Raw genomic sequence first — 21169 nt, forward strand, 5'->3', positions numbered from 1 at the left:
GATGCCCTGGCAGACACCGTGAAGGAGCCGCAGCAGCGATGGCCCGCCGCAGCACGAAGACCCCGCCGCCCGACGACTCGTTCGAGGAGAAGATCCTCGACATCGACGTCGTCGACGAGATGCAGGGCTCCTTCCTCGAGTACGCGTATTCGGTCATCTACTCGCGTGCCCTGCCGGACGCCCGCGACGGCATGAAGCCGGTGCACCGCCGGATCGTGTACCAGATGAACGAGATGGGCCTGCGCCCCGACCGCGGCTATGTGAAGTGCGCCCGCGTCGTCGGCGAGGTCATGGGTAAGTTGCACCCGCACGGCGACGCGTCGATCTACGACGCGCTGGTCCGCATGGCCCAGCCCTTCTCCATGCGGCTCCCGCTGGTGGACGGCCACGGCAACTTCGGTTCGCTGGGCAACGACGACCCGCCCGCCGCCATGCGGTACACCGAATGCCGGATGGCCGACGCGACGTCCCTGATGACGGAGTCGATCGACGAGAACACGGTCGACTTCGAGCCGAACTACGACGGCCAGGAGATGGAGCCGGTAGCCCTCCCGGCGGCGTACCCGAACCTCCTGGTCAACGGCGCCTCGGGCATCGCGGTCGGCATGGCGACGAACATGCCGCCGCACAACCTGGGCGAGGTCATCGCGGCCGCCCGCCATCTGATCAAGCACCCGGGGGCCGACCTCGAGACGCTGATGAAGTTCGTGCCGGGCCCCGACCTGCCCACGGGCGGCCGGATCGTCGGCCTCGGCGGCATCAAGGACGCGTACGCCGCGGGCCGCGGCACCTTCAAGATCCGCGCGACGGTCACCGTGGAGAGCGTGACGGCGCGCCGCAAGGGCCTGGTCGTCACCGAACTGCCGTTCACCGTCGGCCCCGAGAAGGTCATCTCCAAGATCAAGGACCTGGTCGGCTCGAAGAAGCTGCAGGGCATCGCCGACGTCAAGGACCTCACGGACCGCGCGCACGGCCTGCGCCTGGTCATCGAGATCAAGAACGGCTTCGTGCCCGAGGCCGTCCTGGAGCAGCTCTACAAACTGACGCCGATGGAGGAGTCCTTCGGCATCAACAACGTGGCGCTGGTCGACGGACAGCCCCTCACGCTCGGCCTCAAGGAACTCCTGGAGGTCTATCTCGACCACCGCTTCGACGTGGTGCGCCGCCGCAGCGAGTTCCGACGCGGCAAGAAGCGCGACCGTCTGCACCTGGTCGAGGGTCTCCTGGTCGCCCTCCTGGACATCGACGAGGTCATCCGCCTCATCCGCTCCAGCGAGAACTCGGCGCAGGCCAAGGAGCGCCTGATGGAGCGCTTCTCGCTGAGCGAGATCCAGACGCAGTACATCCTGGACACGCCGCTGCGCCGCCTCACCAAGTTCGACCGCATCGAGCTGGAGTCCGAGCGCGACAAGCTCAAGGCCGAGATCGACGAGCTGACCCGCATCCTGGAGTCGGACGCCGAGCTGCGCATGCTGGTCTCCTCCGAACTGGCCGCCGTGGCCAAGAAGTTCGGCACCGACCGGCGCACGGTCCTCCTGGAGTCGTCGGGCAGCCCCGCCCCCGCGGTGTCCCTCCAGGTCGCGGACGACCCGTGCCGTGTGCTCCTCTCGTCGACGGGTCTCCTGGCGCGTACGGCCAATGGCGAGCCGTTCGCCGACGGCGACACGAAGCGCGTGAAGCACGACGTGATCGTCTCCGCCGTGCCGGCGACCGCGCGCGGCGAGGTGGGCGCTGTGACGTCCGAGGGACGGCTGCTGCGCCTGGCGGTGGTGGACCTGCCGCAGCTCCCGGAGACGGCGGGCGCGCCCAACCTCTCCGGAGGCGCGCCGGTCTCGGAGCTGCTCTCCCTGGAGAAGGACGAGAAGCTGATCTGCCTGATGACCCTGGACGAGTCCTCGCCGGGCCTCGCGCTCGGCACCGAGCAGGGCGTGGTCAAGCGGGTCGTCCCGGACTATCCGTCCAACAAGGAGGAGCTGGAGGTCATCACCCTCAAGGACGGTGACCGGATCGTCGGCGCGGCCGAGCTGCGCACCGGCGAGGAGGACCTCGTCTTCATCACGGACGACGCCCAGCTCCTTCGCTACCAGGCCTCGCAGGTCCGTCCGCAGGGCCGCCCGGCGGGCGGCATGGCCGGCATCAAGCTCGCCGAGGGCGTGAAGGTCATCTCCTTCACGGCGGTGGACCCGGCCGTGGACGCGGTGGTCTTCACGGTGGCGGGCTCGCGCGGCACGCTCGACGACTCGGTGCAGACGACGGCCAAGGTGACCCCGTTCGACCAGTACCCGCGCAAGGGCCGGGCCACGGGCGGCGTGCGCGTCCAGCGCTTCCTGAAGGGCGAGGACTGCCTGAGCTTCGCGTGGGCGGGCCCGACGCCGCCGCTCGCGGCCCAGCGCAGCGGCCTGCCGGCGGAGCTGCCGGAGATCGACCCGCGCCGCGACGGCTCGGGAGTCTCCCTGGCGAAGCCGGTGGCGGCGGTGGCGGGCCCGGCGTAGGCGTCACTCCGCCCGCGCCGCCTCCTCGGCCTCCGGCTCCTGTACGTACCTGAGTACGCCCCACATGCCATGCTCGTCGGCCTGTGGGGCGTACTCACGACAGGCTTCGAGCTCCTTCTCCAGGGCCGGTACGTCGATGCCGGACCCGATGAGCACGAGCTGGGTCAGCCGGGCCTCCCCGGCCGCCCACGGCTCGGGGTAGAACCGCAGAAACCGCCCCACGGCATGCACGGCGTACCGGTTCCCCGGATCGGCGGCACCGAAATCGACGTACCCCTTGATCCGGTAGAGCCCCTCGGGCCTGCTGTCGAGGAGGGCCATCAAGGGGCGGGGCCCGAGCGGCACTTCGGAGGTGAAGGCGATGCTTTCGTAGGCGGCGTGCAGATGGTCGTGGTGCCCGTCGTCGCCGTGCGAATGGCTGTGCAGGTCGTCAAAGGAGAGCTGCCCGACCCGCTCCCCCACGGGCTTGCGGTCGAGGAGCAGCTCCACGTCGACGCGTCCGTACGAGGCGGGCACCACGGCGGCGCGACCGGCAAGCTCCCGGACCACCCCGAGGACCCGCTCACGCTCCTCGTCGGAGACCCGGTCGGCCTTGTTGACGACGACGAGATCGGCGATCCCGAGATGCCGGTCGACCTCGGGGTGCCGCTCCCGCGTGGCGTCGAACTCGGCGGCGTCGACGACCTCGACGAGCCCTCCGTAGACGATGCCCGGGTTCTCGCTGGCGAGCACCATCTTCACGAGCTCCTGCGGCTCGGCGAGCCCGCTGGCCTCGATGACGATGACGTCGATCCGGGCGGAGGGCTGAGCAAGCTTGTCCAGATACACGTCGAGCTCACTGGCATCCACGGCACAGCACAGGCACCCGTTGCCCAGCGAGACGGTCGAGTCACCGAGCTGCCCGGCGACCGCCATGGCATCGATCTCGATCGACCCGAAGTCATTGACGACGGCCGCGACACGGCTGCCTCCGCTGCGGTGCAGCAGATGGTTGAGCAGGGTCGTCTTGCCAGACCCCAGGAAGCCGGTGAGGACGACGACCGGGATCTGCTGCTTGCTCACGTGCGGCCTCTCGCATGGATACGTTGATGACTGCTGGATACGTTGATGACTGCTGGACACCTTGATGTCTGCTGGACACATTCACTTTCGGCGTCCCGCACTCGCCTGAATCCCGCGGTCCGAATGTGCACCCCGTGACCAGGTCCGGTGCCCGTACGACGAATGAAGACGGCCCCAGGATATGTGCGCGTAGAAGCCCCGCGAAGTGAACGATTGTTAGCGGCGCTCGCGGGGCACACATTGGGCACGGCGTCGGGACGCGCGGCCACCGCATCCTCCTGTGCGCCTCCTCTCCGCCTCCCTGCCGATCAGCGCCGCTCGGCACCCTGGGAGACGGCAAGCGCGCCGCCCACCGCTCGCCGGTCCGCTCCCTGTCGACCCGCACCCGACGACCGGCGGACGGTCGCCTGATTCGGGGGTAGACAAGACATGGCCACACAGATGTTCGGAATACGGGGACTGGGTTCCGCCGCCGGCGCGGGCCTCGCGTTCGCGGCCGGAGCCTTCGCCCTGCTCGCCGCGCAACAGCGACGCTATGCGGAACTCCGCATACAGGTCGACCGCGCGGAGCGGGCCGACTGGCGCCGCACCATGATGGCCGAGCAACAGGAACTCCAGCTCTATCTGTTGCGCAAGGCGATCGACGATCCCGACCTCGCCGCCGTGTTCAGCATCGCGGAGGCGGAATCGCCCGCTCAGCAGCGGCAGTTCCTCTTCGCCAACGCGCTGTACACGAACGCCCTGCTCGCCTACCGCATCGGCGTCGTCAACTGGGAGGAACTGCACGGGCACCTTCGCGTGATGTGCGCCAACCCGGTCTTCCGCCTGTACTGGCACGCGACCCGTCACCAGCGGGCCAGCCTCAAGGACTCGTCCGACGAGTCGAAGGTGGGACACATGACGGACGGCATCATCCATGACCTGGAGGAGTCGGAATCCGACGAATACTGGGTCATCGGCGAACCACCGCCCGAGGACCAACCACCCGTGCCGTAGGGCCGGTTGCGTGACTTCTGGGGAATTACTTGAGAGACACGGGGATCCGGGGTTACTGGAGGCTAACCTTGCCCCGCTCTTGCCTCCCCAACCCTAAGGACCGGGATCACCCTTGAAGATCGTGCGCCGCATCGGTGCGTCTCCACGCGAGCGCGGAAGTCTCACCGGCGACACCTGCCCCGACATCTTCGAGCTCAGCGACGGCAACTTCGCCGTGATCGGGACAGAGGCCACAGCGGCGCTCGAGAGCGAGCTGCCCGCCGACGCCGCACGCGCCGACTACGAACGCATCGTCATCGTCAGCAGGGAGACGCTCATCCGCGCAAAAGCGGACATCCCCAGCAGCTGAGGCTGGGGCGTGGCGCTGAGACAGGCACCCGCCCCGGCTGCTCCGTAGAGGCCGGTACTCCGGTCATCCCGTTGAGACGCGCCTCCGGAAGTAGACAGCTCTCCACCACGAGGACGGGGGCCGCACCCTTCCCCCCGTTTTCGCCATGCCGAGGTCCGGTGCCGGATCAGCGCCGGACCTCGCAAGGACGTCAGCCCACCGAGGGCACCGGCTCAGGCGGAACCGGCCCCACATAGCGCGCCGCGGGTCGAATGATCTTCGAGTCCTCCGCCTGTTCCAGGATGTTGGCGCCCCAGCCCACCACCCGCGCCGCGGCGAACGTCGGCGTGAACATCTCGCGCGGCAGACCGCACAGCTCCATGACCACGCCGGCGTAGAACTCCACGTTCGTGTGCAGCTCACGCCCCGGCTTCAGCTCGGCGAGGATCGCCTCGACCTGGCGCTCCACCTCGACCGCGAACTCCACCATCGGGCCGCCGAAGCCCTGCGCGATGCCCCGCAGCATGCGCGAGCGCGGATCCTCCGTGCGGTAGACGGGGTGCCCGAAGCCCATGATGCGGTCCCCCGCGAGGACCCGTTCGCGGATCCAGCCGTCGATGCGGTCTGGCGTGCCGATCGCATCGAGCGTGTCCAGGGCCCGGCTCGGCGCCCCGCCGTGCAGCGGACCGGACAGCGCGCCCACCGCCCCGACCAGGCACGCGGCCACGTCCGCCCCCGTCGACGTGATGACCCGCGCCGTGAACGTTGACGCGTTGAAGCCGTGATCAATGGTTGAGATCAAGTACTGCTCGATCGCCCGGGCCCGCTCCGGCTCCGGCTCCGAACCGGTCAGCATGTAGAGGTAGTTGGCCGCGTACGACAGGTCGTCGCGCGGCTCGACGGGGTCGAGGCCCTGACCGAGCCGGTACAGCGCCGTGAGCAGCGTCGGCACCACTGCGGACGCCGCCAGCGCGTCCGCACGGCGCCGGTCGCCGTCGATGTCGTACACCGGGCGGAAGCCCTTCGCCGCCCCGAAGAGCGAGAGCGCGGTGCGGAGCCCGGAGAGCGGTCCCGACAGGGCACTGGCGCGGGCTATCGCGGGCAGCGCGGCGCGCACCTCCTCGGGAAGGTGCCGCAGGGACGCGGTCCGCACGTTGAATTCAGCCCGCTGCCCCGCGTCCGGCAGCGCACCGTGGAACATCAGGTGCCATACGTCCTCGAAGCCGCGCTGCTGCGCGAGCTCCACGGCCGAGTACTGGCGGTAGTGGTAGAAGCCCTCGTATCCCCTGACGTCGCCGAGCCGGGTCTCGGTCACGACGACGCCCGCGAGGCCGCGCGGGACCTCCACAGGAGCGCTGGGGGTGGTGGAGCCATTGATCGGCATGGTGTTCCTCGACTTCCTCCCTGGACTTGATTCGACTGTCCATGCTTGACTGGATCGCTGTCAATATTGATTGAATCAATGTGTCTAGATGCAGATACTGATGCGGATACGGTGACGCCCATGACGGATCAAGACGCCGCCCACGCGAGCCGCCGGCTGAGCACCCGGGAAGCCGCGGAACTGCTCGGCGTGAAGCCCGAGACGGTGTACGCGTACGTGAGCCGAGGCCAGCTCAGCAGCAGGCGCGGGCCCGGCTCACGGGGCAGCACCTTCGACGCGAAGGAAGTCGCCTCCCTCGCCCGCAAGAACCGCAGGGAGCCCGCCGCGGCCTCCGCGGGCAGTGAACTCTCCGTACGGACCCGCATCACGCTCATCGACAAGGACCGCTACTACTTCCGCGGTGTCGACGCGACGGAACTGGCCCTGGCGTACTCCTACGAAGAGGTCGCCGAGTGGCTCTGGACCGGCGTCCTGCGCCCCGGAATCCGCTTCACCGCCCCTGAAGAGACCGCCGTCGCGGCACGCCGGGCTGTGAACGCACTGCCGGAACACAGCGGCCCGACCGACCGGCTGCGGGTCGCCGCCATCGCGGCGGCAGCCGCCGACCCCCTCCGCTTCGACCTCTCCGAAGAAGCGGTCATCGGCACCGCGCGCACGCTCATCCCCACCCTCGTGACGGCGCTGCCCCCGCGCCTGCGCACCCACAAGGACGAGGGCCCGCTGGCCCACCGCCTCTGGGCACGGCTGACCGGCCGCAAGCCCGACGAGGCCTCGCTGCGCACCCTCGACGCCGCGCTCGCCCTGCTCGTCGACCACGACCTCGCCGCATCGACGCTCGCCGTCCGCGTCGCCGCCTCCGCCCACGCCCACCCGTACGCGGCCGTCTCGGCAGGCCTCGGCGTCCTGGAGGGCCCGCTGCACGGCGCGGCGAGCGGCCTCGCGCACCGCATGCTCCTGGACGTGCTCGATCGGGGCAGCGCGGCCCCCGTGGTGGCGGACGAACTGCGCGCGGGGCGCCGCGTCCCCGGCCTCGGCCACCGCCTCTACCCCGGCGACGACCCCCGCGCGGTGGCGCTCTTCGCCCTCCTGGAGGACGTCCCCGAGGCAGGCCCCCTGCTCGCGGCGGCCCGCGACGTGGTCGCCACCACCGCCCGCCACACGGATCTGCACGCCAACGTCGACCTGGCCCTCGCCGTCCTGACCGCGTCCTCCGGCATGCCCGCCGAGGCCGGCGAGACGATCTTCGCGGTGGCGCGCGCGGCCGGCTGGATCGCCCACGCCCTGGAGGAGTACGAGGAGCGCCCGCTGCGCATGCGTCCCAGCGGGCAGTACGTCGGACCGCGGCCGCCGCAGCCGATGCCCGCGCCCCAGGGCGGATGAATCACCGCACACCCGGCGCGGGTTAGGCTCCCCTCCGTGAGTACGTGCGCCACCGCTTCGCGGGATCTGGACGAGCCTCTCGCGGGGACCGCGGCCACCGCCAGGACATGGCTGCTGATCGAGCAGCCGGGCCCCTGGGGCGCGAAAGCGCTCACGTCCAGCCATCTGGACCCGGAGGTCGGCCGCGCCCTGGAGAAGGCCGCCGAAGGGACCGGCGTACGCGTCGCCCTCATCCGGCGCCCGGGGCGCCACGCGGACTGCCACCGCCCCGCCCTGCACCGCGTCTACGCGGCCCACACCGCGCCCGGCGACGCCTGGCTGCGCGCCCAGGTCACGGACGATCCGGCGCGGCTCCTGGACCTCGACTTCGCGGCACTCGGCGCGGGCGACCACGGCGGATTCGGTGCCCCGCACACGGGCGAACCGCTCGCCCTGGTCTGCACGAACGGCAAGCGCGACCGCTGCTGCGCCCTCCTCGGCAGGCCGCTGGCCGGCGAACTCGCCGCTTCCGGTGAAGAAGGCGTCTGGGAAGTCACTCATCTGGGTGGCCATCGCTTCTCCCCCACCCTGCTCGTCCTGCCGTACGGGTACGCGTACGGCCGCTCCGAGACGCACGCCGTCAAGGAGATCCTCGAGGCGGTGCGCGCGGGCCGGGTCGTCACGGAAGGGTGCCGGGGCAGTTCCGCCTGGGACCGGCCGGGACAGGCCGCCGAGCTCGCCGTGCGCAGGTCGGTCGGCGAGGACGCCGCGGGCGCCCTGACCGTGGTCCGTACCGAAGGCGCCGCGCCGCGCTGGGAGGTGTCGGTCGCTCATGTCGACGGTCGGCGCTGGCGCGTGACCGTCGACCAGGGCGCCTCGCACCCGCCCCGCCCGGAGAGCTGCGGCGGGTCGCCCGTGGCTCCCGCGCGGATGGACGTGGTGGCGGTGCGCGAGGCCGTGCGGGAGATCCCCGCCACAGTGACTTCGGAGTAGCCCGCCGCTCGCCGTACCGTTCGTCCCATGAGCCCGACCTCCCCTGCCCGGCGACTCCGCCTCGGCCTGCCGCGGCGCGTCTTCTCGCAGGTCCTGCTGATGCAGCTGGCGATCGCCGCCGGAGTCGCCGTGCTCGCCACCGGACTCTTCCTCGCCCCGCTCAGCGACCAGCTGGACGACCAGGCGATGCGCCGCGCGCTCGCCATCGCCCAGACGACGGCGGCCCAGCCGCAGATCGCCGAGGACCTGCGCGATTCACGGCCCACGGCCGACGGGCCCGTGCAGACGGAAGCCGAACGGATCCGGCGCGCCAGCGGCGCCGAGTACGTCGTGATCATGAACAAGGACGGGGTGCGCTGGTCCCACACCGACCCCGACGAGATCGGCAGGGTCGTCTCGACCGACCCCAGCGAGGCGCTCGCCGGCGACGAGGTCATGGAGATCGACGACGGCACCCTGGGCCGCTCGGCCCGCGGCAAGGTGCCGCTGCGGGACATCGACGGGGACATCGTGGGCGCCGTCTCCGTAGGCATCGAGTACGACAGTGTCCGCGCCCGCCTCGTCCATGCGATCCCCGGCCTTCTCGCCTATGCGGGCGGCGCGCTCGCGGTGGGGGCGCTCGCCGCCTACCTGATCTCGCGCCGGGTCCAGCGGCAGACCCGTGACCTGGCCTTCTCCGATATCTCGGCGCTCCTCGCGGAACGCGAGGCCATGCTGCACAGCATCCGTGAGGGCGTGGTCGCCCTGGACGGCGGCGGCCGGATCCGCCTCCTCAACGACGAGGCCCAGCGCCTCCTGGGCCTCGGCCCGGAGGCCATCGGACAGCCCCTCGACACGGCCCTCGGTCCCGGCCGCACGACGGATGTCCTTGCCGGGCGGGTCGACGGCACCGACCTGCTGACCGTCCGCGGTCAGCGGGTCCTGGTCGCCAACCGCATGCCCACCGACGACGGGGGCGCCGTCGCCACCCTGCGCGACCGCACCGAGCTGGAGCAGCTCGGCCGTGAGCTGGACTCCACCCGCGGCCTCATCGACGCGCTGCGCGCCCAGGACCACGAGCACGCCAACCGCATGCACACGCTGCTCGGCCTCCTGGAGCTCGAGATGTACGAGGAGGCGGCGGAGTTCGTCGGCGAGGTGGCGGGCGCGCACCGGGTGACCGCCGAGCAGATCACGGAGCGGATCGGCGATCCGCTGCTCGCGGCGCTCCTCGTGGGCAAGGCCACGGTCGCGGCGGAGCGCGGCGTCGTGCTCGCCGTGCCGCGCGACACGGCGCTGCCCGACCGGCTGATCGATCCGAGCGGCCTGGTCACCGTCGTCGGCAACCTCGTCGACAACGCGCTCGACGCGGCCGCGGGCACTGCGCACGCGCGCGTGGAGGTCGATCTGCGCAGCGAGGGACGGACCGTCGTCCTCCGGGTGCGCGACACGGGCCCCGGTGTCCCGGCCGACCGACGCGAGACGATCTTCACGGAGGGCTGGTCCACCAAGGAGCCCCCGGCGCACGGCAAGCGTGGCATCGGGCTCGCCCTGGTCCGCAGGCTCGCCGAACGGCAGGGCGGCAGCGCGCGGGCGGGCGCCTCCCCCGAAGGGGGCGCCGAGTTCACCGTCGTACTGCCCGAAGCGCTCGCCCAGTCCGATCTGGCCCCTAGGGAGGAGGCACGATGATCGAGGTGCTCGTCGTGGACGACGACGTCCGGGTCGCGGACGTCAACGCCGCCTACGTGGCGAAGGTCCCGGGCTTCCGGGTGGCCGCCAAGGCGCACAGCGCCTCGGAGGCGCTGCGGCTCGTCGAGGAGCTTCCCGTCGACCTGGTGCTCCTGGACCACTATCTGCCGGACGAGACGGGACTCGCGGTCGTCCGGGCGCTGCGCGAGCGCGGCCACCAGACCGACGTGATCATGGTGACCGCCGCCCGCGACGTGGCCACGGTCCAGGCCGCGATGCGGCACGGCGCCCTGCAGTACCTCGTCAAGCCGTTCTCCTACGCGGGACTTCGCGCCAAGCTGGAGGCGTACGCGACGCTGCGCCGCACCTTGGACGGTGGCGGCGAGGCCGAGCAGGCGGAGGTCGACCGGATCTTCGGCGCGCTCTCCGCGACACCGGCACCGGAGCTGCCCAAAGGGCACTCCCCCACCACGGCGGAGCTGGTCCGCAGGGCCCTGATGGGCGCTGAAGGGCCGCTCTCCGCCCAGGAGTTGGCGGACCGCACCCGGCTGAGCCGGCAGACGGCCCAGCGCTATCTGAAGCTCCTGGAGCGCTCGGGCCGCGTCCGGCTCAGTCTCAAGTACGGCGACACGGGCCGTCCGGAGCATCGCTACGAGTGGGCGTCCAGCGGTTCCTAGGAGAGGACACCTTGAAGAAGGCCTCTCCTAGAGAACCGTTACACCGCTCCCGCCCCGGTGAGCGACCGTACTTCCGTCTCCGCGTGCTTGGCCTCGTCGGCAGGCTCCGGCGAGGTGACGGTGCCCAGCCATCCGGCGATGAAGCCCAGCGGGATGGAGACGAGGCCCGGGTTCTCGAGGGGGAAGTACTGGAAGTCCACGCCGGGGAAGAGCGAGCCGGGCCCTCCGGAGACGACGGGTGACAGCAGGACCAGCACCAGGGAGGGCACCAGGCCCCCGTACACGGACCAGACCGCGCCCCGTGTGGTGAAGTTCCGCCAGAACAGCGAATAGAGCAGCACGGGAAGATTGGCGGACGCGGCGACCGCGAAGGCCAGGCCCACCAGGAACGCGACGTTGAGATCGCGCGCGAGCAGCCCGAGGCCGATCGCGACCACGCCGATCGCGGCGGCAGCGATCCGCGCCACCGCCACCTCGCTGCGCGGCTTGGCGTGCGGGCGGCGCAGCGACGCGTACAGGTCGTGCGCCACGGAGGCCGACGAGGCGAGGGTGATCCCCGCGACCACGGCGAGGATGGTGGCGAAGGCGATCGCGGCGACGATCGCGAAGAGAACCGTTCCGCCTGTGGAATCCGCGCCGCCTCCCAGATCGAGCGCGAGGAGCGGAACGGCCGTGTTCCCCGCGGCATTCGAGCCCCGCACCGCGTCGGAGCCCACGATGGCGGCGGCGCCGAAGCCGAGCACGATCGTCATCAGGTAGAAGCCGCCGATCAGCCCGATGGACCAGACGACCGAGCGGCGCGCCGCCCGCGCGGTCGGCACGGTGTAGAAGCGCGACAGGATGTGCGGCAGTCCGGCCGTCCCGAGCACCAGCGCGAGGCCCAGGCTGATGAAGTCCAGGCGCGCCGTCCAGTCTCCGCCGTACTTGAGGCCGGGCGCGAGGAACTGGCTGCCGTGGCCGCTGCGATCGGCCGCCGTCCGCAGCAACTGGTCGAAGTCCCCGTGGAACCGCACCAGCACGAGCACGGTCAGCGCGATCGCCCCGCACATCAGCAGGACGGCCTTGACGATCTGGATCCAGGTGGTGGCCCGCATCCCTCCCAACGACACATAGATGACCATGAGCGCGCCGACGCCGATCACCGTCCAGGCCTGCGCCGCCCCGCTCGTCCCGCCGAGCAGCAGCGCCACCAGTGAGCCCGCCCCCACCATCTGCGCCACCAGGTAGAGAACGGACACGGTGACCGAGGAAGTTCCCGCCGCGATGCGTACGGGACGCTCGCGCATCCGGGCGGCGACGACGTCCGCGAGCGTGAACCGGCCGCAGTTGCGCACGAGTTCGGCCACCAGGAAGAGCACCACCAGCCAGGCGACGAGGAAGCCCACGGAGTACAGCAGGCCGTCGTAGCCGAACAGCGCGATCAGCCCGGAGATGCCGAGGAAGGAGGCCGCCGACATGTAGTCGCCGGCGATGGCGAAACCGTTCTCCATGGGCGAGAAGAGCCGCCCGCCCGCGTAGAACTCCTCCGCAGAGCCGTGCCGGTTGCGGCTCACCCAGGTCGTGATCGCGAGCGTGACGGCCACGAACACGCCGAACAGCAGCAGCGCGAGCGTCTGGTGGTCCCCTGTCATCGCTCGCTCCCCCGGTCCCGCTCCGGCGCTCTGCGCTGTTCCTGCCGCTGCTCCCGCTGCTGTTCCTGCTCCCGCTTCTGCTCGAAGACGGCCCAGCGCAGATCGAGCGCGGGCCGATCCCTGCGCAGCCGGGCATGCCGGGCGTACGCCCAGGTCAGCAGGAAGGTCGTCAGGAACTGCCCCAGACCGGCGAGCATCGCGACGTTCACGGATCCGGTGACGGGCCGCGCCATGAAGCCGGGCGCGGCCGTGGCCGTCACGACGTAGGCGACGTACCAGGTGAAGAAGACGGCCACCGCGGGGACGACGAATCGCCGGTACCTGCCGCGCACCTCCTGGAAGGCGGCGCTGCGCTGCACCTCCAGGTAGATGTCCGCAGCGCTCGCGTCGCGCTCCGCCGCGGCCTGGGGCGGCACCGCGGGCGCGGGCGCGCCCGTGCCGTCCAACTCTCCCCAGCCCGAGGCGAGCGCGTCGTACCAGGGATCCCTGAGATCACTGGTCCGCGCCTGCCCGGCATCGCGCCCGTCGTGCTTCTCCACCGAACTCTCCTTGTCCGCAGCCCTGTTCGGCCGCGTGCCCAAGGATGGACAGAACGGGAAGATCCCTGACTCTTCTCTCTCTGCTCTTCACCCCATCAGGTGAAGCCCCATCAGCAACGAGCGCCCCCTTTCGAAGATCCTGCTCAGCCGACGGCCGCGCCCGGCGGCTTCGCCAATCCGTGCCGGTAGGCGTAACGGATGGCCTGCGCACGGTCCTTGATGCCCGTCTTGGCGAAGAGGTTGTTGATGTGCGTCTTCACCGTCGCGGTCGAGACATGCATCTCGCGGGCGATCTCCTGGTTCGTCATCCCGTCGGCGATCAGGACGAGCACCTCGGTCTCGCGTGTGGTCAGTCCGTCCGGCGGCTCCGGCGCGGGCGCGGGCTGATCGGACGCGGCGAGCCGCTCGAGCAGCCGCCGCTGGATCTGCGGCGAGAGCCCCGCGTCCCCCGACAGCACGTCCTGGACGGCCCGAACGATCTCGTCCCCGCCCGCGTCCTTGGTGAGATAGCCGCGCGCCCCAGCCCGCAAGGCGGGGAAGAGCGACTCGTCATCGGCGTACGTGGTCAGCACGACCACCTGCGTCCCCGGATACCCGGCGCGGATGCGGCGCGTCGCCTCCGCTCCGTCGACCCGTGGCATGCGCAGGTCCATCAGGACGACGTCCGGCGCCAGTTCGGCCACCAGCCGCACCGCCTCCTCCCCATCGCCTCCGGAGCCGACGACCTCGATGCCGGGCAACAGCCCCAGCAGCATCACAATCCCCTCGCGCACCACGGTCTGGTCGTCGACCACCACCACCCGCGCCGGCGGCCTGGCGCCGCCCTCCGCCGTCATGTGGGCACCTTCAGCGTCACGATGAAGCCCTCCTCGCCCGGCCCGGCCAGCAGCGATCCGCCCAGCAGCTCGGCCCGCTCCCGCATCCCGAGCAGACCGTACCCGGCTCCGGAGCCCGTCAGTTCGCCCGGCGGCGCGCCCGAGTCCCGTACGTCCAGGGTCACTTCGCCCGCCCCGTACTCGAGCCGGACGGAGACCTTGGCCCCCGGCGCGTGCTTGCGCACGTTCGTCACGGCCTCCTGCGCGACCCTGCGCACCGCCTGGGACGCCTCGGCGGGCAGGGCACGCCGCGCCCCCGCCACGGTCACCGCCGCCCCGTCGGAGGCGACCAGCTCACGCAGGAAGTCCTCGACCGGCGTCATCTCGCCGCGCAGCGCCGAGAGCGCCTGCCGGGTCTCCGCGAGCCCTTCGCGGGCCATGGAGCGTGCCGCCACGACCCGGTCCAGTATCTGCTCGCGCGTCGCGTCCCCCTCGATCAGCAGCCGCGCGGCCTCCAGGTGGACCAGCTGCGCGGAGAGGCTGTGCGCGAGCACGTCATGGATCTCCCGCGCGATACGCCCCCGCTCGGCCAGCGCGGCGGTCTCCGCCTCGGCCGCGCGGGCGGCCCGCTCCTGGGCGAGCAGCCGCTGCGTGCTGCCGCGCGCCTCCGCATCGAGCCGCAGCGTGTACCCGGCGAGCCCGAGCCCGACGACTATGAGACCGGTGACGAGCCGGCTGTCCGTGTTGTACGCGGCGAAGGAGGTCATCGCGACGAGCACGCAGACCACTCCCGCCGCGAGCGGCAGCCGCTCCAGGGCCGCGACGGCCGTGGAGCACCACAGGACGAGCGCGAGGGCCCGCCATTCACCCAGCTCCGCCGCGTACGCCGCCGCCATCAGCAGTCCCAGCAAGGCGAGTGAGAGCCACAGCCGGTGCTCGAACGACGTACGGAAGAACGCCCAGCCGAGCCCGAAGCAGAGCGCGACCAGCGCGACCCCGCCCACCAGGTGCCAGCCCCTGTTCTGGTGGAACGCGTCCCACAGCAGACCGCCGAGGATCACCACGCGCAGGACCCTGACGAACCACACCCTGGCCAGGCTCATCCCCTCGCGGGCAAGCGCCTCTCGGGACGGCCATCCCGTCCACCGGTCCGAGTTCACACCCCCTCCTCCCGCGTCGGCTCGCACGCCGCGTTCGCGACGCCATGTGCCTTCAACGCTAGAGAATTTGCCTGATCACGGGATCGGCTCAGGGGTGGAACGTGGGTGGAGCCTCAGGCTCCACCCACGGGTGGAGTGCCGTCCGTGGCGCGGAAGACACCCGCCTTCCGCGCCCGGCACGAGCGCTACGCGTCGATGCGCGAGCGGTCCAGCGTCGCCGCTGAACTGGTGATGAATTCCTTGCGGGGCGCCACGTCGTTGCCCATCAGCAGATCGAAGACCTGCTCGGAGGACTCCAGGTCCGAGATGTTGATCCGGCGCAGGGTGCGGTAGCGCGGGTCCATCGTGGTCTCGGCCAGCTGGTCGGCGTCCATCTCGCCCAGACCCTTGTACCGCTGGATCGAGTCCTTGTACCGGACGTTCTTGCGCTGCAGCTCCAGCAGCGTCTCGCGCAGCTCGCGGTCCGAGTACGTGTAGATGTACTTGTCCTGGCCCTTCTTGGGCTGGCTGAGCTCGATGCGGTGCAGCGGCGGCACCGCCGCGAAGACCCGGCCCGCCTCGACCATCGGCCGCATGTAGCGCTGGAACAGCGTCAGCAGCAGGATGCGGATGTGCGCGCCGTCGACATCGGCGTCGACGAGAAGAATGATCTTCCCGTAACGGGCCGCGTCGATGTCGAAGGTCCGGCCGGACCCGGCTCCTATGACCTGGATGATCGCGCCGCACTCGGCGTTCTTCAGCATGTCCGTCACGGACGCCTTCTGAACGTTGAGGATCTTGCCGCGGATCGGCAGGAGCGCCTGGAACTCCGAGTTCCGCGCGAGCTTGGCGGTGCCGAGCGCCGAGTCGCCCTCGACGATGAAGAGCTCGCTGCGCTCCACGTCGTCGCTGCGGCAGTCCGCCAGCTTCGCCGGCAGCGAGGAGGACTCCAGGGCCGTCTTCCGGCGCTGGGCGTCCTTGTGCTGGCGGGCCGCGATGCGGGTGCGCGCCGCGGCGACGGCCTTCTCCATGACGGCCCGCGCCTGGGCCTTCGCGTCGCGCTTGGTGGACGTCAGGAACGCCTTGAGCTCCTTGGCGATCACGTTGGCCACGATGCGGTTGGCCGCCGAGGTGCCGAGCACCTCCTTGGTCTGCCCCTCGAACTGCGGCTCCGCGAGACGGACCGTCACGACCGCGGTCAGGCCTTCCAGGGCGTCGTCCTTGACGATGTCGTCCTCGGCCACGCGCAGCACCTTCTGGCTGCGCAGCGCCTCGTTCATCGTCTTGGTGAGGGAGCGCTCGAATCCCGTCACATGGGTGCCGCCCTTGGGGGTGGCGATGATGTTGACGAAGGACCGCAGCGTCGTGTCGTAGCCGGTGCCCCAGCGCAGCGCCACGTCCACGCCGAGCTCACGGGTGACCTCGGTGGGCGTCATCTGGCCGTGCTCGTCGAGGACCGGCACGGTCTCCTTGAAGGTGCCCTGCCCAGAGAAGCGGAGGACGTCGCAGACGGCCTTGTCCTGCGCCAGGTACTCGCAGAACTCGCTGATGCCGCCGTCGAAGCGGAAGGATTCCTCGCCCTTGCTGCCGCCTTCCCCGAGGCCGTACTCGTCGCGTACGACGATGGTGAGGCCCGGCACCAGGAACGCGGTCTGGCGGGCGCGCTGGTGCAGCGTCTCCAGGCTGAGCCTGGCGTCCTTGAGGAAGATCTGGCGGTCGGCCCAGTAGCGCACGCGCGTGCCGGTGCGGGTCTTGGGGATCTTCTTGGCCTTGCGCAGCTTGGCCGCGGGGTCGAAGGCCGCGTCGGGGCCGGTCTTGGCGAAGGCGCCGGGGACGCCGCGCCGGAAGCTGATCGCGTGGGTGTGGCCCGCGCGGTCCACCTCGACGTCGAGGCGCGCGGAGAGCGCGTTCACCACGGAGGCGCCCACGCCGTGCAGACCGCCGGAGGCCGCGTACGAGCCACCGCCGAACTTGCCGCCCGCGTGGAGCTTCGTCATGACGACCTCGACTCCGGAGAGGCCGGTCTTGGGCTCGACATCCACCGGGATGCCTCGGCCGTTGTCCCGGACCTCCACGGAGGCGTCGTCGTGGAGGATGACTTCGATGTGGTCGCAGTATCCGCCCAGGGCCTCGTCGACGGAGTTGTCGATGATCTCCCAGAGGCAGTGCATCAGGCCACGGCTGTCCGTCGACCCGATGTACATGCCCGGACGCTTGCGTACGGCCTCGAGCCCCTCCAGGACGAGCAGGTGCCGCGCGGTGTAGTTGGAACCGTCCCGGTCTGCTCCGGTCAGCAACGCTGTGGACGGCACGGACGTCTCGGCGGTCACGCGGTTCGCTCCTCGCTGAATTTCAAGGGGGGTCCCTTTGGGTAAGGACCCGACTTCGGTTGCCGGTCAGAGGGTACCGAGGCCTGGTAGAGCCGTTGTAACGCCACCCTCGTCTCAACTCAGACTAGTCCAGAGCCGCACGCCTGTTCGATCCCTCGATGGAGTGAAGCGCACGTCACGTTCCCTTCCAGGCATGAACCATTTAGGCTCCGGGCACGTCCTCATGAACAACCGGCAACCCAGCCGGCGGACGACCGACCTGACAGACCAGCGCGAAACCGTAAGACACGTAAGAGACGCAATACGGCACATTCGCCGCCAACCGGCAGCAGACAGCCGCCTCGGAAAAAACATTCGAGGAAAAGCCACGAGCGGGAACGTTTTCGGCCTGGTTGGATGTTGACCCTGGTACGACAGCTCGTCGAGCTAGAGAAGAGGCGACGTGACTACTGTTCTGACCCCCGCGAGCCCCCTGACGGCCGCTGATCGCTGCGACCGCTGCGGCGCCCAGGCATACCTGCGCGTCGTCCTGTTGAGCGGCGGTGAACTGCTCTTCTGCGCCCACCACGGCCGCAAGTTCGAGCCGGAACTCAAGAAGATCGCCGCTGAGATACAGGACGAGACGGAGCGGCTGACGGCCGTCCCGGAATCCACCGACGAGGAACGCTGACACCTCGCATCCACGACGAGCCCTCCGGCGCACACCAGGCCGGTGACCGGGCGGCCGACCCTGCCAACCCCAGGGACGGCCGCCCGCTCTCGTCACAGAGGCGCTCAGGCGCCTCCTCGGCGGCCCCTGTTGGGGCCCCGGACCTTCAGCGACGCAGACCCATCGCCTGAGCGGCATCCGAGACGCGCGTATACACGCCCGGACTCCCGGCCCGCCCGCAGCCACTTCCCCACGACACCAGGCCGATCAGCCTGCCCCGTGCGACCAGTGGCCCGCCGCTGTCCCCCTGGCAGGCGTCCCGCCCGCCCTCGACCTCTCCCGCGCACAGCATGGATTCGGACGTGTACGTTCCGTCCGCGCTGCCCGGATAGGCCTGTTCGCACACGGAGTCGGACAGTACGCGCACATGCGCGGAACGCAACGCGTGCGCGTAGTCACCCGCTCCCGTGGTGTCACCCCACCCATAGACGGCGGCCCGCGTGCCGGACTCGTACGCCGGATCGCCCGGACCCGCCATACGGATCGCGGAGCCCTCGGGAAGCGGCCTGGCGAGCCTGAGCACGGCCACGTCACCGGAGTTGGTGAAGCTGTCGTACTGCGGATTCACCGACGCCTCGCGCACCGGAATCTCGCGTCCGTCGGACGTGCCCAGATCGCTGCGCCCTGCGATCACCCTCAAGTCGCTCAACTCGCGCAGCGGCACCCCGAGGACTTCCTCGCTGAGGCAGTGGGCCGCGGTGAGGACCGTCGAGCGCCCGACCACCACGCCTCCGCAGAACTGCCCCGCGCGCGTACCCCCGAACCGGTCACGGCTGGACAGGGCCACCACCCACGGGCTGTCGGCCACATCGACCGGGGTTCCCCCGATGACCACGCTGTCGGCGGCCGCCGGAGCCGGCGAGGCCAGCGGCAGCGCGGCCGCCGCGGCGGCAAGGGCGAGTGCCACCGTCAGCGCGGGGACAAAAGGACGAGGCATGCGATCTCCTCACTCTGGGTTGTCATGGCACACCCACAGTGATCCAGCGCGACATGCCCCGCACTCGCGCCACGCGCGCCCGACCGGGACAGAAAGAAGGCCCGGAGTCTCTCGTGGAGACTCCGGGCCTTCTCTGTGGAGTATCGGTGACTCCTTGTGGAGCACCGGTGACCAGATGACTAGTCGAGGTAGTCGCGCAGGACCTGCGAACGCGACGGGTGGCGCAGCTTCGACATCGTCTTCGACTCGATCTGACGGATGCGCTCACGCGTCACTCCGTAGACCTTGCCGATCTCGTCGAGGGTCTTCGGCTGGCCGTCGGTGAGACCGAAGCGCATGGAGACCACGCCCGCCTCACGCTCGGACAGGGTGTCCAGGACGGAGTGCAGCTGCTCCTGGAGGAGTGTGAAGCTGACCGCGTCGGCCGGAACGACCGCTTCGGAGTCCTCGATGAGGTCACCGAACTCGCTGTCGCCGTCCTCACCCAGGGGGGTGTGGAGGGAGATCGGCTCACGGCCGTACTTCTGGACCTCGATGACCTTCTCCGGGGTCATGTCGAGCTCCTTGGCCAGCTCCTCCGGAGTGGGCTCGCGGCCCAGGTCCTGGAGCATCTGGCGCTGGACGCGCGCGAGCTTGTTGATGACCTCGACCATGTGCACCGGGATACGGATGGTGCGGGCCTGGTCGGCCATGGCGCGGGTGATCGCCTGACGGATCCACCAGGTGGCGTACGTGGAGAACTTGTAGCCCTTGGTGTAGTCGAACTTCTCGACCGCGCGGATGAGACCGAGGTTGCCCTCCTGGATGAGGTCCAGGAAGAGCATGCCGCGGCCGGTGTAGCGCTTGGCCAGGGAGACCACCAGACGGAGGTTGGCCTCCAGGAGGTGGTTCTTGGCGCGGCGGCCGTCCTCGGCGATGATCTCCAGCTCGCGCTTGAGCTTCGGCGCGAGCTTGTCGGCGTTGGCCAGCTTGTCCTCGGCGAACAGGCCGGCCTCGATGCGCTTGGCGAGCTCGACCTCCTGCTCGGCGTTGAGCAGCGGGACCTTGCCGATCTGCTTCAGGTAGTCCTTGACGGGGTCGGCGGTGGCACCGGCCGCGGCGACCTGCTGGGCCGGCGCGTCGTCCTCGTCCTCGTCGGAGAGCACGAAGCCCTGGGCGCCCTCTTCCGCGGGCTCGCCCTCGCCGGGCTTGCCCGTGGCGGGCGTCTCCTCGGTGGCCTCGTCGTCGAGGATCTCGTCGTCCTTCTTGGACGCACTCTTCTTGGCCGTCGCCTTCTTGGCGACGGTCTTCTTCGCGGCGGCCTTCTTGGCCGTCGTCTTCTTGGCAGCGACCTTCTTCGCGGGCGCGTCCTCAGCTGCGACATCTGCGGCCGACGCCGCGGGGGCGGCGGTCGCGGTGGCCTGCTTCGCCGTGGCCGTCTTGGCCGCGACGGTCTTGGTCGCGGTGCGCTTGGCCGGGCTCTTCGCTGCGACGCTCTTGCGGGGGCGCTTCGGCTCCGCGGCACTGACCATCAGCGTCACACCCTCTTCCTCGAGGATCTGGTTGAGGCTGCGCAGAACGTTCTTCCACTGAGTGGCCGGAATCTGGTCAGCTTCGAAGGCACGACGCACGTCATCGCCGGCGATCTGCCCATCAGCCTTTCCCCGCTCGATGAGCGCCATGACAGAGACGGATTCGGCGATCTCCGGCGGGAGCGTACGGGATGTGCTGGCCGACACGAACAACCTCTCGGAACGTTGGAAAACGGCTTCCGGCCCCGTCCATTGTGGACCAGGACCGACGACCGACGACTGGGGATGGTCGACGGCGCAGGCGGGGCCGGGGAGCTACACAGCGCCGCGAACGACGGCTGTATTCCCTCCTCGGCTATCACCTCTTAGGTCATCGCGCTGCCCCGAGGAGCGTTACGCCCAATCTACGTGGCCCGAGTCACACCCCGTAAGCGCTCAAAAGCGTCTAGATACGGTCAGAAGTGACCAGAATCCCTGTGCTGGCCGTCATCACGGGGGCAACAGCACCGTCGCCGGACCCCACCGGTTCCCCGAGGAACCCGCAGAGGTCCGGCGACGGTGTCACGTCAACGGAGTGAAGAAGTGAGGCCGCGGGGCGC

At 70.3% G+C, this 21169-nt stretch carries 17 protein-coding genes; 8 read left to right on the forward strand and 9 right to left on the reverse strand.

Features of this window, described 5'->3' with window-relative positions; translation table 11 throughout:
- Positions 1-38 precede the first annotated feature (38 nt).
- Complete coding sequence (locus ACIBKX_RS30640; protein WP_363276769.1) at positions 39-2492, forward strand: DNA topoisomerase IV subunit A; 2454 nt, start codon at positions 39-41, stop codon at positions 2490-2492.
- A 3-nt stretch (positions 2493-2495) separates the two neighbouring features.
- On the opposite strand, the gene ACIBKX_RS30645 is transcribed toward ACIBKX_RS30640, so the two are convergent.
- Positions 2496-3554 (reverse strand): GTP-binding protein, encoded by a 1059-nt coding sequence (locus ACIBKX_RS30645; RefSeq protein ID WP_363276770.1) that lies wholly within the window; start codon positions 3552-3554, stop codon positions 2496-2498.
- Positions 3555-3983: 429 nt separating this feature from the next.
- Between ACIBKX_RS30645 and ACIBKX_RS30650 the strand changes: the two genes are divergently transcribed.
- Complete coding sequence (locus ACIBKX_RS30650) at positions 3984-4550, forward strand: DUF6082 family protein (RefSeq protein WP_363276771.1); 567 nt, start codon at positions 3984-3986, stop codon at positions 4548-4550.
- Between the two features lie 112 nt (positions 4551-4662).
- Positions 4663-4899 carry a hypothetical protein gene (locus ACIBKX_RS30655; RefSeq protein WP_363276772.1) on the forward strand — a complete coding sequence of 79 codons (237 nt, stop codon included), beginning with the start codon at positions 4663-4665 and terminating at the stop codon, positions 4897-4899.
- A gap of 190 nt (positions 4900-5089) precedes the next feature.
- Here ACIBKX_RS30655 and ACIBKX_RS30660 read toward each other — a convergent pair whose 3' ends face one another.
- Positions 5090-6262, reverse strand: coding sequence for a citrate synthase/methylcitrate synthase (locus tag ACIBKX_RS30660; protein WP_363276773.1), 1173 nt, complete (start codon positions 6260-6262; stop codon positions 5090-5092).
- A 120-nt stretch (positions 6263-6382) separates the two neighbouring features.
- Here ACIBKX_RS30660 and ACIBKX_RS30665 point away from each other — a divergent pair, with 120 nt between their 5' ends.
- Genes ACIBKX_RS30665 through ACIBKX_RS30680 form a run of 4 tightly spaced genes read left to right on the forward strand, consistent with a single transcriptional unit; the run spans position 6383 to position 10959 of the window.
- Positions 6383-7642: a citrate synthase family protein gene (locus ACIBKX_RS30665; protein ID WP_363276774.1), complete on the forward strand. Its 1260-nt coding sequence runs from the start codon at positions 6383-6385 to the stop codon at positions 7640-7642.
- A gap of 36 nt (positions 7643-7678) precedes the next feature.
- Positions 7679-8614, forward strand: coding sequence for a sucrase ferredoxin (locus ACIBKX_RS30670; RefSeq protein ID WP_363276775.1), 936 nt, complete (start codon positions 7679-7681; stop codon positions 8612-8614).
- 27 nt (positions 8615-8641) lie between these two features.
- Entirely contained in the window at positions 8642-10282 is a 1641-nt protein-coding gene (locus tag ACIBKX_RS30675; protein ID WP_363276776.1) for a sensor histidine kinase, read from the forward strand.
- A complete protein-coding gene (locus ACIBKX_RS30680; protein ID WP_363276777.1) occupies positions 10279-10959 on the forward strand; it encodes a response regulator in 681 nt (226 codons plus the stop codon). The genes ACIBKX_RS30675 and ACIBKX_RS30680 overlap by 4 nt, the downstream gene beginning before the upstream one ends.
- Before the next feature lie 38 nt (positions 10960-10997).
- Here ACIBKX_RS30680 and ACIBKX_RS30685 read toward each other — a convergent pair whose 3' ends face one another.
- The 5 genes from ACIBKX_RS30685 to ACIBKX_RS30705 all read right to left on the reverse strand — a co-directional run bounded on the left by ACIBKX_RS30685 (position 10998) and on the right by ACIBKX_RS30705 (position 17413).
- A complete protein-coding gene (locus ACIBKX_RS30685; RefSeq protein ID WP_363276778.1) occupies positions 10998-12590 on the reverse strand; it encodes a cation acetate symporter in 1593 nt (530 codons plus the stop codon).
- Positions 12587-13129, reverse strand: coding sequence for a DUF485 domain-containing protein (locus tag ACIBKX_RS30690; RefSeq protein ID WP_363276779.1), 543 nt, complete (start codon positions 13127-13129; stop codon positions 12587-12589). Before ACIBKX_RS30690 ends, ACIBKX_RS30685 begins: the two co-directional genes overlap by 4 nt.
- Positions 13130-13272: 143 nt before the next feature.
- Positions 13273-13965 carry a response regulator transcription factor gene (locus ACIBKX_RS30695; protein ID WP_363276780.1) on the reverse strand — a complete coding sequence of 231 codons (693 nt, stop codon included), beginning with the start codon at positions 13963-13965 and terminating at the stop codon, positions 13273-13275.
- Entirely contained in the window at positions 13962-15104 is a 1143-nt protein-coding gene (locus ACIBKX_RS30700; protein ID WP_363276781.1) for a histidine kinase, read from the reverse strand. Before ACIBKX_RS30700 ends, ACIBKX_RS30695 begins: the two co-directional genes overlap by 4 nt.
- A gap of 185 nt (positions 15105-15289) precedes the next feature.
- Entirely contained in the window at positions 15290-17413 is a 2124-nt protein-coding gene (locus ACIBKX_RS30705) for a DNA topoisomerase IV subunit B (protein WP_363276782.1), read from the reverse strand.
- 442 nt (positions 17414-17855) lie between these two features.
- Between ACIBKX_RS30705 and ACIBKX_RS30710 the strand changes: the two genes are divergently transcribed.
- The gene (locus ACIBKX_RS30710) at positions 17856-18083 is read left to right on the forward strand and encodes a hypothetical protein (protein ID WP_363276783.1); all 228 of its coding nucleotides are present in this window, start codon (positions 17856-17858) and stop codon (positions 18081-18083) included.
- Between the two features lie 145 nt (positions 18084-18228).
- On the opposite strand, the gene ACIBKX_RS30715 is transcribed toward ACIBKX_RS30710, so the two are convergent.
- Together ACIBKX_RS30715 and ACIBKX_RS30720 are read right to left on the reverse strand one after the other, a co-directional pair.
- Positions 18229-19059, reverse strand: coding sequence for a serine protease (locus tag ACIBKX_RS30715; protein WP_363276784.1), 831 nt, complete (start codon positions 19057-19059; stop codon positions 18229-18231).
- Between the two features lie 179 nt (positions 19060-19238).
- Positions 19239-20783: an RNA polymerase sigma factor gene (locus ACIBKX_RS30720; RefSeq protein ID WP_363276785.1), complete on the reverse strand. Its 1545-nt coding sequence runs from the start codon at positions 20781-20783 to the stop codon at positions 19239-19241.
- Positions 20784-21169 lie beyond the last annotated feature (386 nt).

This window comes from Streptomyces sp. NPDC050658 (genome assembly GCF_044457025.1).
Taxonomy (GTDB): Bacteria; Actinomycetota; Actinomycetes; order Streptomycetales; family Streptomycetaceae; genus Streptomyces.

What these genes read in the sequence shown, in the direction of transcription:
- ACIBKX_RS30650 (WP_363276771.1), top strand. Translation starts at nt 3,984, where the DNA reads ATGGCCACACAGATGTTCGGAATACGGGGACTGGGTTCCGCCGCCGGC.
- ACIBKX_RS30660 (WP_363276773.1), bottom strand. Translation starts at nt 6,262, where the DNA reads ATGCCGATCAATGGCTCCACCACCCCCAGCGCTCCTGTGGAGGTCCCG.
- ACIBKX_RS30685 (WP_363276778.1), bottom strand. Translation starts at nt 12,590, where the DNA reads ATGACAGGGGACCACCAGACGCTCGCGCTGCTGCTGTTCGGCGTGTTC.
- ACIBKX_RS30695 (WP_363276780.1), bottom strand. Translation starts at nt 13,965, where the DNA reads ATGACGGCGGAGGGCGGCGCCAGGCCGCCGGCGCGGGTGGTGGTGGTC.
- ACIBKX_RS30665 (WP_363276774.1), top strand. Translation starts at nt 6,383, where the DNA reads ATGACGGATCAAGACGCCGCCCACGCGAGCCGCCGGCTGAGCACCCGG.
- ACIBKX_RS30715 (WP_363276784.1), bottom strand. Translation starts at nt 19,059, where the DNA reads ATGCCTCGTCCTTTTGTCCCCGCGCTGACGGTGGCACTCGCCCTTGCC.
- ACIBKX_RS30675 (WP_363276776.1), top strand. Translation starts at nt 8,642, where the DNA reads ATGAGCCCGACCTCCCCTGCCCGGCGACTCCGCCTCGGCCTGCCGCGG.
- ACIBKX_RS30680 (WP_363276777.1), top strand. Translation starts at nt 10,279, where the DNA reads ATGATCGAGGTGCTCGTCGTGGACGACGACGTCCGGGTCGCGGACGTC.
- ACIBKX_RS30640 (WP_363276769.1), top strand. Translation starts at nt 39, where the DNA reads ATGGCCCGCCGCAGCACGAAGACCCCGCCGCCCGACGACTCGTTCGAG.